9 protein-coding genes and 2 riboswitches are annotated in these 12,783 nt (G+C 68.2%); of the genes, 7 read left to right on the top strand and 2 right to left on the bottom strand.

What is annotated here, in order from left to right:
• Nucleotides 1–302: 302 nt before the first annotated feature.
• The gene (locus CFB49_RS34150) at nt 303–1,325 is read right to left on the bottom strand and encodes an ABC transporter substrate-binding protein (protein ID WP_089493590.1); all 1,023 of its coding nucleotides are present in this window, start codon (nt 1,323–1,325) and stop codon (nt 303–305) included.
• 140 nt (nt 1,326–1,465) lie between these two features.
• Nucleotides 1,466–1,587: riboswitch (guanidine-I (ykkC/yxkD leader) on the bottom strand.
• 432 nt (nt 1,588–2,019) lie between these two features.
• Nucleotides 2,020–2,151, top strand: a riboswitch (guanidine-I (ykkC/yxkD leader).
• A gap of 57 nt (nt 2,152–2,208) precedes the next feature.
• Here CFB49_RS34150 and CFB49_RS34140 point away from each other — a divergent pair.
• The 7 genes from CFB49_RS34140 (at nt 2,209) to CFB49_RS34110 (ending at nt 12,094) form a co-directional block, all read left to right on the top strand.
• Nucleotides 2,209–2,964: an urea amidolyase associated protein UAAP1 gene (locus tag CFB49_RS34140; RefSeq protein WP_089437990.1), complete on the top strand. Its 756-nt coding sequence runs from the start codon at nt 2,209–2,211 to the stop codon at nt 2,962–2,964.
• 11 nt (nt 2,965–2,975) lie between these two features.
• Nucleotides 2,976–3,632 carry an urea amidolyase associated protein UAAP2 gene (locus CFB49_RS34135; protein WP_089493588.1) on the top strand — a complete coding sequence of 219 codons (657 nt, stop codon included), beginning with the start codon at nt 2,976–2,978 and terminating at the stop codon, nt 3,630–3,632.
• A gap of 88 nt (nt 3,633–3,720) precedes the next feature.
• Nucleotides 3,721–7,347, top strand: coding sequence for an urea carboxylase (uca, locus tag CFB49_RS34130; RefSeq protein ID WP_089493587.1), 3,627 nt, complete (start codon nt 3,721–3,723; stop codon nt 7,345–7,347).
• A complete protein-coding gene (gene atzF / locus CFB49_RS34125) occupies nt 7,344–9,215 on the top strand; it encodes an allophanate hydrolase (RefSeq protein WP_089437987.1) in 1,872 nt (623 codons plus the stop codon). Before uca ends, atzF begins: the two co-directional genes overlap by 4 nt.
• A 64-nt stretch (nt 9,216–9,279) precedes the next feature.
• Nucleotides 9,280–10,254 carry an ABC transporter permease gene (locus CFB49_RS34120; protein WP_089437986.1) on the top strand — a complete coding sequence of 325 codons (975 nt, stop codon included), beginning with the start codon at nt 9,280–9,282 and terminating at the stop codon, nt 10,252–10,254.
• 45 nt (nt 10,255–10,299) lie between these two features.
• Entirely contained in the window at nt 10,300–11,211 is a 912-nt protein-coding gene (locus CFB49_RS34115) for an ABC transporter ATP-binding protein (RefSeq protein WP_069619902.1), read from the top strand.
• A 145-nt stretch (nt 11,212–11,356) separates the two neighbouring features.
• Nucleotides 11,357–12,094 (top strand): transporter substrate-binding domain-containing protein, encoded by a 738-nt coding sequence (locus CFB49_RS34110; protein WP_089493586.1) that lies wholly within the window; start codon nt 11,357–11,359, stop codon nt 12,092–12,094.
• Nucleotides 12,095–12,166: 72 nt separating this feature from the next.
• Here CFB49_RS34110 and CFB49_RS34105 read toward each other — a convergent pair whose 3' ends face one another.
• The gene (locus CFB49_RS34105; protein ID WP_089493585.1) at nt 12,167–12,763 is read right to left on the bottom strand and encodes an NADPH-dependent F420 reductase; all 597 of its coding nucleotides are present in this window, start codon (nt 12,761–12,763) and stop codon (nt 12,167–12,169) included.
• Nucleotides 12,764–12,783: the final 20 nt, after the last annotated feature.

Below are 12,783 nucleotides of genomic sequence, written 5' to 3'. Positions count from 1 at the left end.
TTGAAGTCTGTAATATGCCGCGCGAGCTCGCTGCTCATCGCGGCTGTCCGTTTCAATTTTGAACTCGGACGTTCCGAGCGTGGCTACGGAAACGTCTCCAAAGGGTCGGCAGCGGACGATCCACGCCGCCTTCGGCAACGGCTTGCAAACAACCGTTCGCATCTCGCCGCGACGATCAATCAGCGTCGCAGCCATTCAACCGGGCACATGGCGGAAGGTTACTCCAGTATGGAGCATGCGGCCGACACGCGTTGCCCACCGACGCGACGCGGTACATCGCCGCGCCGGCGGGCATGCTGCCGTCAATGCGCGTCGATGAACCGCGAATCGATATACGCATCGACATCCTGCGACTGCTTGTACACCGCGTTACGCACGTTGAACGCATTCGCATTGCGCGTCGAGCCATAGATCGAATCGAGCCCGTCACCCTTGCGGAACGCACGCTTCGCAGCCGCTTCGTCCAGCAGGTGCGTGCCCTTCAGCAGCGGAAGGTATTGCGCCGGCGCGAGCCCGACGCGCGCCGACATGATCTTGACCGCATCGGCCTGCGTCTTCGGATCGTTGATGTACGCGACGCAGCGATACCAGACCTTGACCACCTTCGCCCAATCGGCGCGGCGCGCGGCGAGGCTCGCCGGCGCGACCGTGATCGCATCGTAGATCAGCCCCGGCGCATCCGCGGACGTAAAGATCGCGCGTGCGCCCGGCGCGCGCTTCAACGCTTCGCCCGCGTTCGGTTGCCACGCCGCCACCGCCGCGATGTCGGCCGACGAACCGAGCACCTGCGGCAGCTCGTTGGTTTTCGCATTCACGAGCGTGACGTCGCTGTTCTTGAGTCCGTGCTTCTGCAGCGCGGTTTCGAGCAGCAGGTGGTCGACGAGGCCGAGCTCGACGCCGACCTTCTTGCCCTTCAGCGCCTCGACGGTTCGCAGCGGCGGCTTCGCGACGATCATGTCGTTGCCGGCCGAATAGTCGGTCAGCAGGATCATCACGTTCTTCGCGCCGGAAGCGCCCGTCACGAGCGCATCGCCGTTGGTCGCCGCGACCGCGTCCAGCTTGCCTGCGGAAAACGCGTCGAGCGACGCCGAATAATCGAACCATTCGAAATCGACGTCGACGCCGGCTTCCCTGAACCAGCCCTTGTCGAGCGCGACCTGGAACGCGACCCAGCCGGGCCAGTCGCTGTAGCCGATCTTCAGCGGTGCGGCAGCGTGCGCGGCAGGCGCCGCCCATAGCGTGGCGGCCGCGGCGGCGGCGCCCAAAGCATGACGGATGAAACGGAAGGACGACAGGCGGCGGAACGCCGGGGCGGGACGGGTCATCGTTGTTCTCCAGGAGACCGGGATCGGGATCGTCGATACGGCCCGTGCGCGAACACACGGGCCGGCTGCGTGACCGGTTCCTGCGGATGCGGAACGAACGGGGCGGCCACGGAGAGGCGCGACGGCCGTTGCCATCGCCAATCTCCCGGGCTTTTGTCCCGCCGTGTAGCACGCGTGCATCCGGTCTCGCGATCGGATGAACCCGCGCCGGGCTGCTCTCGGACCAGACATTCGATGAACCGGAACCCTAGCACCCCTAAGATGCGACGCCGCCGCACCTCTCGGCGTCATGCCGAGCGAGAAGCGTGCCAACGGCGCGCGGCAACGCGATTCAACGTTGACGCATGGTGCGCTGAAGTTCGATGAAGCGGGCGGCGAACAGCGCGTGCAGCGCGCGCCGGAGCAGGTCGAGCTTGTTCATGAAGGAGCGGGTATGAGGTAACGGTGCGTGAGTTCAGCAATGCCCGTGCCATCGCGGATCGCACGGTGCGCGCCCGCGCGACGCGCACTGCACCGGTGCGCGGTTGCGTGCGCATGGTGCGCCGCGCGCCCGCCGCGAGGGCAAGCGAACGCGTCCGCCATCCGGATGCCGCGCGGCATCGCGCCACAGGGCCGCGTCGTACGGTGATTAGGCGGCGGCTGGCATGCAACTCGCTTATTCGATGCCCGAGAGGTGCGAAGCAATTTGCATCATCTTCAGGATCGCTAGGGTTCCGGTCGTGCGGCGTGCGCCGCGCGATGCCTGGTCCGAGAGCAATCCGGTCTTGCCTTCGCCTCGATGAGAGGAAACGGCGAGGCTCCACGGAGGGATAAAAGCCCGGGAGGTCGCGATGTCGTTCGGTCGCCCTCTCACGCCTTTTGTCCAACCGATCCCGGAGCCGCCATGTCGCCGAGCCCCCAAACCGTCCTTGCCCCGCCGCCACACGTCGCGTGGGAAACGCTGATTCCCGCCGGAACCCACTGGTCCGGCATCCTGCGCCGCGGTCTCGCGCTGCGCATCGTCGATGTCGACGGCGGCGCGAACCTGTCCGCCGTCTTTCATCGTCAGGAAGACCTGCTCGAACGCTACAACATGGCCGATACGCTGAAGGCGCAGCACACCGCGCATCTCACGCGCGGCCATGCGCTGTATACGGACATGGGGCGCGTGATCGCGTCGATCACGGCCGACACGCTCGGCTGGCACGACCCGCTCGGCGGCGTCGGCGATGCGCGGTTGTTCGCGCACAAGTACGGCACGTCGTCGTATCAGGCCGACCGCAACGCGATGATCCGCAACGGCCGCGACAGCCTCGTGCTCGAACTCGCGAAATACGGGCTGTCGGCGCGCGACCTCGCCGCGAACGTCAACTTCTTCAGCAAGCTGGACACGCGCGACGACGGCGCGCTCGATTTCGTCGCCGGACATTCGCCGGCCGGCAGCGCGTTCGATCTGCGCTTCGAGATGAATACGCTGGCGGCGTTCTCGACCGCGCCGCATCCGCTCGACCCGCGTCCGGACTACGCGCCGAAAGCCGTGAAGCTGATCGCGTACCGCGCGTATCCGGCCGACGGCGCCGCGCCCGACGACGACCCGTGCCGGCGCGCATGCGCGGAAAACACGCGCGGCTTCGCCAACACCGACCGCCTGTTCGCATGAGGAGCGACACCATGCCGATCATCGAAAGCCGACTCGACCCGCGCGACGCGATCCACGACACCACGCTGAACGCGGGCGACCCGTGGCTGCACGACCTGAAGCGCGGGCAGATCTTCCGCATTCTCGACCTCGAAGGCAACCAGGCCGTCGACACGCTGTTCTACCGCACCGACGATCCCGAGGAGCGCTACAGCGCGCAGGACACGATCCGCGCGCAGCGCAACCTGTACCTGAGCGCGGGCAGCGTACTCGTGTCGAGCCACGGCAACCCGATGGCGACGATCGTCGCCGACACGTGCGGCCGTCACGACACGCTCGGCGGCGCGTGCGCGGCCGAGAGCAACACGGTGCGCTATGCGCTCGACAAGCGTTACATGCACAACTGCCGCGACAGCTTCCTCAACGCGATCGCGCACTGCACGTGCGGCGCCGGCGCGCGGCTGACCAAGCGCGACCTGGTCGGCAACGTCAACTTCTTCATGAACGTGCCCGTCACGCCGCGCGGCGGACTCACGTTCGAGGACGGCATCTCCGCACCCGGCAAGTACGTCGAGATGCGCGCGGAGATGGACGTCACGGTGCTGATCTCGAACTGCCCGCAACTCAACAACCCGTGCAACGGCTACAACCCGACGCCCGTGCGCCTCATCGTGTGGGAGGCGGAATGAACTGCCCCCACGCTCACTTGCTTTGCATGGGGCCGGAGTACGCGCTGAAGCGCTACTCCGGGCCGACACGTTCGCTGCGGGAGGCAACATGAGATTCGCCAAAGTCCTCGTCGCGAACCGCGGCGAAATCGCGTGCCGCGTGATCCGCACGCTGAAGCGCCTCGGCATCGCATCGGTCGCGATCTATTCGGATGCCGATCGCGATGCGCGCCACGTGGCGCTCGCGGACGAAGCCGTGCGTGTCGGGCCCGCACCGGCCGCCGACAGCTATCTGAACGTCGCGGCGATCCTCGCCGCCGCGCGCGAGACCGGCGCGCAGGCCGTGCATCCCGGTTACGGCTTCCTGTCCGAGCACGCGGGCTTTGCCGACGCATGCGAAGCGGCGGGCCTGCGCTTCATCGGGCCGCTCGGCGATCACATGCGCGCGTTCGGACTCAAGCACACCGCGCGCGAACTCGCGGCCGCGCACGGCGTCGCGCTGCTGCCCGGCACCGGGCTGCTCGACGACGTCGCGACGGCGCTCGCCGAAGCCGATGCGATCGGCTATCCGGTGATGCTGAAGAGCACGGCCGGCGGCGGCGGGATCGGCATGTCGCTGTGCCGCGATGCCGCGCAGCTCGGCGCGGCGTTCGAATCCGTCGTGCGGCTCGGCGCTGCGAACTTCGCGCATGCGGGCGTCTATCTCGAGAAGTTCGTCGAACACGCGCGGCACATCGAAGTGCAGATCTTCGGCGACGGCCACGGCGGCGCGATCGCGCTCGGCGAACGCGATTGCTCGGTGCAGCGCCGCAACCAGAAGGTGATCGAGGAAACGCCCGCGCCCGACCTGACCGACGCCGAGCGCGATGCGCTGCACGCGAGCGCGGTGCGGCTCGCGCGCGCGGTGGGCTACGCATCGGCCGGCACGGTCGAATTCGTGTTCGACGCGACCGCGCGGCAGTTCTATTTCCTCGAGGTGAACACGCGGCTGCAGGTCGAACATTGCGTGACCGAGGCAGTGACGGGCGTCGATCTCGTCGAATGGATGATCCTGCAGGCCGAAGGCGACCTGCCGCCGCTCGACACGCTCGCCGTCGCGCCGCGCGGCGCGAGCATCCAGGTGCGGCTCTATGCGGAGGATCCGAACAAGCAGTTTCAGCCGAGCGCCGGGGTGCTCACGCACGTCGCGTTTCCCGACAACGTGCGGGTCGACGGCTGGATCGACGCGGGCACGGAGATCAGCGCGCATTACGATCCGCTGCTCGCGAAGCTGATCGTGCATGGCGACACGCGGCGCGACGCGCTGGGCGCGCTGCGCGCCGCGCTCGACCAGACCGAGCTGTACGGGATCGAGACCAACCTCGACTACCTGCGTGCCGTCGTCGGTTCCGACACGTTCGCGCGCGGCGCGCCGACGACCGCGTTCCTGTCGCGCTTCGCATTCGCGCCGCACACGATCGACGTGCTCGACGGTGGCGTGCAGACCACCGTGCAGCAGGCGCCCGGGCGGGTCGGCTACTGGAGCGTCGGCGTGCCGCCGTCGGGGCCGATGGACGATCGCGCGTTCGACCTCGCGAACGCGCTGCTCGGCAACGCGCGCGACGCGGCCGGGCTGGAATTCACGATGGTCGGCGCGACGCTGCGCTTCAATACCGCCACGCTGTTCGTGCTCGGCGGCGCGCCGCTCACGGCCACGCTCGACGGCGAAGCGGTGCCGTTCTGGGAGGTCGTGCGCGCACGAGCGGGGGCGGTACTCAAGCTGGGTGGCGTGACGGGCGCGGGCGTGCGCGCGTGTCTCGCCGTCAACGGCGGGCTGCAGGTGCCCGACTATCTCGGCAGCAAGGCGACCTTCACGCTCGGTCAGTTCGGCGGCCATGCCGGCCGCGCGTTGCGCAAGGGCGACGTGCTGCATCTGCACGCGGACGCCGGGCGCGGCAACGCCGGTGCGACGCTGGCCGCGGCCGATATTCCCGCGCTGACGCATGCGTGGACGCTCGGCGTGCTCGACGGTCCGCATGGCGCGCCGGACTTCTTCACGCCGGACGACATCGCGATGCTCTACGGCACGCAGTGGACCGTCCATTACAACTCCAGCCGCACCGGCGTGCGGCTGATCGGCCCGAAGCCGCAATGGGCGCGCGCGGACGGCGGCGAGGCGGGGCTGCATCCGTCGAATATTCACGACAACGCGTATGCGATCGGCGCCGTCGATTTCACGGGCGACATGCCGGTGATTCTCGGCCCGGACGGGCCGAGCCTCGGCGGCTTCGTGTGTCCGGTGACGGTCGTGCGCGACGAGCTGTGGAAGCTCGGGCAGTTGCGACCGGGCGATACCGTGCAGTTCGTGCGCGCGAACGTGTCGGTCGGGATATCGACCGGGAAACCCGCTGCCGCGATCGCTGAGGCGACGCGTGACGTTGCCGCCGTTGCTGCTGCATCCGGCTCATCCGACGATTGCGTGCTGCATCGCGACCCGTCGGCCGGCGGCGGCATCGGCGTCGTCTACCGGCGCTCGGGCGATCGCAACGTACTGGTCGAATACGGGCCGCTCGTGCTCGACCTGAACCTGCGGTTTCGCGTGCATGCGCTGATGGGCTGGCTCGACGCGCACCGGCTGCCCGGCATGCTCGACCTGACGCCGGGCATTCGCTCGCTTCAGGTGCAGTTCGATGCACGGACGCTGCCGCTGGACGCGCTGCTCGCGCATCTGCAGGCCGCGGAGCGCGAACTCGCCGACGTGGCCGACATGCGCGTGCCGAACCGCATCGTGCATCTGCCGCTGTCGTGGGACGACCCGTCGACGCGCGTCGCGATCGAGCGCTACATGCAGTCGGTGCGGCCCGACGCGCCGTGGTGCCCGAGCAATATCGAGTTCATCCGGCGCATCAACGGCCTGGCGAGCATCGACGACGTGAAGCGCATCGTGTTCGACGCGCGCTATCTGGTGATGGGCCTCGGCGACGTCTACCTCGGTGCGCCCGTCGCGACGCCGCTCGATCCCCGGCACCGGCTCGTGACGACGAAGTACAACCCCGCGCGCACGTGGACGCCGGAGAACGCGGTCGGCATCGGCGGCGCGTATCTGTGCGTGTACGGAATGGAAGGGCCGGGCGGCTATCAGTTCGTCGGCCGCACCGTGCAGATGTGGAATCGCCACCGCACCACACGCGAATTCGAAGCCGGCAAACCGTGGCTGCTGCGCTTCTTCGACGAGATCCGCTTCTACGAAGTCAGCGAGGCCGAGTTGACTGCGCTGCGGGCGGATTTCATCGCGGGCCGCGCGACGCTGAAGATCGAGGAATCGGTGTTCGATCTGCGCGAATACAACCGCTTCCTGCACGACGAGGCGGAGTCGATCGCCGCGTTCAAGGCGACGCAGCAGGCCGCGTTCGACGCGGAGCGCGAGCGCTGGCGCGCGGCCGGCCACGCGGAATACGTCGGCGACGGGGAGCCGGGCGATGCGCACGCGGACCGCGTAGCGGGCGCGCTCGACGACACGCAGCGCGCGATCGCCGCGGACGTGTCGGGCAGCGTGTGGAAAGTGCTGGTCGAAGCCGGCGAGCGCGTGACCGAAGGGCAGGTCGTCGCGATCGTCGAGTCGATGAAGATGGAGGTGGCGGTGACGGCAACGGAAGACGGCACGATCGAGACGATCGATTGCGCGCCAGGCGCTGCGGTGGTGGCTGGCCAGCGGTTGATGGTGATGAAGGCGGGCGCCGCCGAGGAGGTCGCATGAGCACGACGAAACGCCCGGTTTTGCCGGGGCGGCACTCGATTGCCGCGCTGCGCGCGCGCTACGCGGCGGGCGACCTGACGCCGCATGCGCTCGTCGACGCGATCGCCGCGCACTTCGACGCGGGCGATCCGCACCATGCGTGGATCCGGCCGCTGACGCGCGACGAGATGATGCCGTACGCCGACGCGCTGGCCGGACGCGACATCGCGTCGTTGCCGCTGTACGGCGTGCCGTTCGCGATCAAGGACAACATCGACGTCGCCGGCATCCCGACGACGGCCGGCTGTCCCGCCTACGCATACACGCCGGCACGCAGCGCGCCCGTCGTCGAGCGGTTGATCGCGGCCGGCGCGATTCCCGTCGGCAAGACCAATCTCGACCAGTTCGCGACCGGGCTCTCGGGGCAGCGCTCGCCTTACGGCGCATGCCGCAATGCGCTCGACCCGCGCTATGCGTCGGGCGGGTCGAGTTCCGGGTCGGCGGTGGCGGTCGCGCTCGGCGTCGCGACGTTCTCGCTCGGCACCGACACGGCCGGCTCCGGGCGCGTGCCGGCCGCCTTCCACGGGCTTGTCGGGCTCAAGCCGACACGGGGCGTGCTGAGCACGCTCGGCGTGGTGCCGGCCTGCCGGTCGCTCGACTGCGTGTCGGTGTTCGCGCGGTCGGCGGACGACGCGCGCACCGTATTCGCCGCCGCGCACGGCGTGACGGAAGGCGACCCGTACGGGCGCCCGTGGCAGCCGCTGTTGGGTGCGGACGGATTGCGCGCGGACCCGGCGCGGCCGCTCGGGCAATTGCGTTTCGGCATGCCGCGTGCCGATCAGCTCGAATTCTTCGGCGACGAATCGTATCGCGCGGCGTGGGGCGCGGCGCTCGAACGGCTGCGTACGACCGGCGCGCGGATCGTCGAGATCGACTTCGAACCGTTCCTGGCGGCCGCGCGGCTGCTGTACGACGGCCCGTGGGTCGCCGAGCGGCTCGCCGCGATCGGCGCGTTCGCCGCGCGCGAGCCCGATGCGCTGCATCCGGTGATCCGCGAGATCATTGGCGGCGCCGCGCGCTTCAGCGCCGCCGATGCGTTCGCCGCATTCGACCGGCTTGCGGCGCTGCGCGTCGAGGCGGCCCGCGCGTGGGACGGCCTCGACGCGATCGTGATGCCGACCTCGGCGACGACCGCGACCGTCGAGGCGCTCGACGCCGATCCGATCGCGATCAATTCGCGCTTCGGCTACTACACGAACTTCGTGAACCTGCTCGACCTGTCGGCGATCGCGGTGCCTGCGGGCACGTGCGCGACCGGGCCGCATGCGGGCTTGCCGTTCGGGATCACGTTCGTGGGCCGCGCGCACGACGATGCGCGGCTGCTCGATCTCGCGCACGCGTGGGGCGACGGCGCAGCCGCGCTCGACGACGTTCGGCCACCCGCGGCCGCGACGCCGGCGCGTGCCGCAGCCGCGGGCGTCGTGCGGGTGGCCGTCGTCGGTGCGCATCTGCGCGGCGAACCGTTGAACGGGCAGCTCACGCAGCGTGGCGCGCGCTTCGTCGCCGCGACCACGACCGCGCCGGCCTATCGTCTCTATGCGCTGTCCGCCGACGCAAGCGGCGGCGTCGCCAAGCCGGGCCTCGTGCGCGTGCCGGACGGCGGCGCGCCGATCGCGGTCGAGGTCTGGGAGATACCGGTCGACGCGTACGGCAGTTTCGTCGCCGGTATCGCGGCGCCGCTCGGCATCGGCACGCTGGCACTCGCCGACGGTGCGCGCGTGCAGGGCTTCCTGTGCGAAAGCGTGGCGCTCGACGATGCGCAGGACATCACGCGCTTCGGCGGCTGGCGCGCTTACCGCGCGCAGGCGGCCCGCGACGCACTGCAATGAACGCACGGTCGCGCGATGCCGCGGCATCCGCGCGACCGGCACCCGAAACGATACGGAGATTCCGATGACAACGACCCGCAACACGACCGGCTGGCTCGCGGTGCGCCGCGAGCTGACCACGCGCGGCAAATGGACGCTCGGGCTGGCGTCCTTCCTGCTGCCGTTCGCCGTCTGGTGCCTGATCAGCTATGTCCCGTTCGTCTGGCATCCGCAGATGCGCATCACGAATCCGGGCAGCGTCGACTATTTCCAGACCGGCATGCAGATCGACCGCGACGTGTTCGACGACGAGCGCGCGCATGCGCGTGCGACACAAGCGGCGGTGCCCGAGGGCGAGCGCGCGAATCCGGTGTACCTGCCGGCGCCGCACCAGGTATTGCGCGCGTTCTACACGGCGTTCACGACTCCGCCCGCGTCGCGCGACGGCGTGTGGCTGCACGAAAGCCTGTGGCACAGCATCCGCATCATCTTCTGGGGCTTCGTGATTTCGTCCGCGATCGGCGTGCCGCTCGGCATTGTCTGCGGCACCTTCAGTGCGCTCGCGCGGCTGCAGGAGCCGTTCCTCGAGTTCTTCCGCTATCTGCCGGCGCCCGCGTTCGGCGCGTTGATGGTCGCGATTCTCGGCATCTACGACGCGCCGAAGATCGCGATCATCGTGATCGGTACGCTGTTCCAGCAGGTGCTGATCGTCGCGAACACCACGCGCAAGCTCGAATACGGACTGTTCGAGGCCGCGATGACGCTCGGCACGAAGAAGCTGAAGCTGCTCACGCACGTCGTGATTCCGGGCGTGCTGCCGGACCTGTATCGCGATCAGCGGATCCTGCTCGGCTGGGCGTGGACGTATCTGATCGTCGCCGAGCTGGTCGGCACGAGTTCGGGCATCACGTGGTACATCAGCCAGCAGGCGCGCTACCAGCATTTCGACAACGTGTATGCGGCGATCCTGATGATCGGGATCATCGGCCTCGGCACCGACATCGTGCTCGGGCTGCTCGGCCGCCGGCTCTTTCCGTGGGACCGCACGCTGAAAGCGTGACGTTCGCCCCCCCGTACCCATCGACCGATTTCCGCAGAGGGCATCATGCAGAACCCGCAAGCCGTCCCCGATTACCTGATCCAATCCGACGCGGTGCGCGAGCGCTTCGCGCGACTGAAGGCCCGCGACGTGATACTCGACGTGCGGCACGTCGGCAAGCGTTTCGCGACGCCGCAGGGCGAGTGCGTCGCGCTCGACGACATCAGCTTCCGCACGCACCGGCGCGAATTCGTGTGCGTGATCGGCCCGTCCGGCTGCGGCAAGTCGACGTTGATCCGGATCCTCGCCGGGCTCGACGCGCAGACGAGCGGCGAAGTGCTGCTGGACGGCAAACCGGTGGACGGGCCGGGCGCCGATCGCGGGATGGTGTTCCAGGGCTATACGCTGTTTCCGTGGCTCACGGTCAAGAAGAACGTGATGTTCGGTCTGCGAATGAACGGCAGCAGCAGCGGCGTGGCCGAGCGCGAGGCGCTGCAGTGGCTCGATCTCGTCGGGCTGACGCGTTTCGCCGACGTGTATCCGCACCAGTTGTCGGGCGGCATGAAGCAGCGCGTGGCGATTGCGCGCGCGCTCGCGAACCGTCCGCGCATCCTGCTGATGGACGAACCGTTCGGCGCGCTCGACGCCCAGACGCGTGCGCGGATGCAGACGCACCTGCTCGACATCTGGCGCAACATCGACGTGACGATCCTGTTCATCACGCACGACCTCGACGAGGCGATTTTTCTGGCCGACCGGATTCTGGTGCTGAAGGCGAATCCGGGCGGGGTGCAGGAGCTGATCGAGGTGCCGGTGCCGCGGCCGCGCGACTATTCGCAGGTCAATACGCCCGAGTTCATCGCGACGAAGGCGCGGCTCGAAGCGCTGATTCATCCGAAGGAGGCCGCGACGGCGGAAGACGACGGTATCAAGCCGCACATGATCCGGATGACGGATGTTGCGGATAACGTCGAATAGTCGACGACTTCACACACGCCTGCACCAAAATGATGTCGCCAACTGGCTTACACACGGATTAATTTTGTCCACGCTTCGTGGACCTCGACTTCCCACGGTAAGCTGATGAATTCCCGATCGATTCTTCGGCTTGCGAGAGAAAGCGATGAAGGTGACCATTGCGTACATCGAAGAACCGCCATTCGGCTGGACCGAAGCGGAGGGCACGGCTACCGGCGCCGATCTCGAACTCGCGGCGATGATTCTCCGGCAGATCGGCGTCACCCGGATCGAGTATTGCGCGACGACGTTCGGCGAATTGCTGCCCGGCGTTGCGTCAGGTCACTGGGACATGAATGTGCCGCTCTTCGTGACGCCGCAGCGAGCCCATGCCGTCGCGTTCAGCGTGCCGGTGTGGGCGATCGAGGACGGTTTCCTGGTTCGGCCCGGCAACCCGAAGGCGCTCAGGAGTTATGCGTCGATCGCCCAACGTCCCGATGCGCGCCTCGGCATCATTGCCGGACAGGTCCAGCATGATTCCGCGATGGCGTCAGGCGTGAGCCGGCGGCAAATCGTCGTCTTCGAACAGCAGGCCGACGCGATCGCGGCCGTTCTCTCCGGCGTGATCGATGCGTATGCGAGCACCGCGTTGGGGAATCGAATCGTGGCGGGCCGGATAGGCAGCGCGCTGATCGAGGCCGTCGCGCACGAGCCGGATGTCGACGGCGGACAGCGGACGCCTCCGCTGGGCGCGTTCTCGTTCAGCCGGGAAAACCGGGGTCTTCTCGACGCGTTTGATCGGCGACTTCGTGCCTATCTCGGCTCGCCCGACCATCGCGCCCGCATGGCGAGATTCGGGCTGACGGCGCGCGAGATCGATCCAGCCGTCTTGCAGGCAGGATAGGCCGGCGCCCGGCCGCGCCGGGCAACCGACCATTCGTCTCGTCCCGGCGGAATGCCCGGACATCGAGCTTGATCAGTCAAACCTGATCAAGTCCTTGAAGATCAGGCGTCCCCAGCTTTTTCCGCGCGCGTGCACCAGCCATCCGCCTTCCGACAGCCCGCCGAGCTGGATCGGCGCGAAGCCGAGTTTTTCCGCAAGCGTGCTCACGTCCGCCGCGGCCTCGTCGTCGTCGCTCGCCAGAAACACGACTCTCCTGCCGCCGTGGACGGCCGGGTCCTGGCCAAGGACGGCCGCGACCAGATGGTTGAAGCCTTTCACCAGCCGGGCTCCAGTGAACGCTTTCGCCACGAAGGCCGAGGACGGGAGACCGTCCAGTTCGTCCAGCGGGGCCTGCGTGTTCATCGTGTCGATGACGGTCTTCCCGTTCCAGTCGGCCAGCGCTTTGGCGACCGCGGGGTGCGACTCGAAACGAACCGCCAGAAAGATGACGTCTGCCTTGACGGCTTCCGCCAGGCTCGTGGGCGTGATCGTCGGTCCGATCGCGGCCGCATCGGCCGCAAAGCTTGCCGGGTCGCGCGTGGTTGCAACGGCCACGTCGATACCGTTGCGGGCGAACGCGCCGGCAAGCGCGTGGCCGATCTTGCCGAAGCCGATGATGGCGTAACGCATGGGTTTCTCCTTCATTTTCC

Source organism: Burkholderia sp. AU17457 (genome assembly GCF_002223255.1).
GTDB classification, from domain to species: Bacteria; Pseudomonadota; Gammaproteobacteria; order Burkholderiales; family Burkholderiaceae; genus Burkholderia; species Burkholderia sola.
This window is presented reverse-complemented; position numbering and strand designations above follow the sequence as displayed.

Bases quoted from the DNA above. Each gene is read 5' to 3' on its own strand.
- CFB49_RS34150 (WP_089493590.1), bottom strand. From the start codon at position 1,325: ATGACCCGTCCCGCCCCGGCGTTCCGCCGCCTGTCGTCCTTCCGTTTC.
- CFB49_RS34140 (WP_089437990.1), top strand. From the start codon at position 2,209: ATGTCGCCGAGCCCCCAAACCGTCCTTGCCCCGCCGCCACACGTCGCG.
- CFB49_RS34135 (WP_089493588.1), top strand. From the start codon at position 2,976: ATGCCGATCATCGAAAGCCGACTCGACCCGCGCGACGCGATCCACGAC.
- uca (WP_089493587.1), top strand. From the start codon at position 3,721: ATGAGATTCGCCAAAGTCCTCGTCGCGAACCGCGGCGAAATCGCGTGC.
- atzF (WP_089437987.1), top strand. From the start codon at position 7,344: ATGAGCACGACGAAACGCCCGGTTTTGCCGGGGCGGCACTCGATTGCC.
- CFB49_RS34120 (WP_089437986.1), top strand. From the start codon at position 9,280: ATGACAACGACCCGCAACACGACCGGCTGGCTCGCGGTGCGCCGCGAG.
- CFB49_RS34115 (WP_069619902.1), top strand. From the start codon at position 10,300: ATGCAGAACCCGCAAGCCGTCCCCGATTACCTGATCCAATCCGACGCG.
- CFB49_RS34110 (WP_089493586.1), top strand. From the start codon at position 11,357: ATGAAGGTGACCATTGCGTACATCGAAGAACCGCCATTCGGCTGGACC.
- CFB49_RS34105 (WP_089493585.1), bottom strand. From the start codon at position 12,763: ATGCGTTACGCCATCATCGGCTTCGGCAAGATCGGCCACGCGCTTGCC.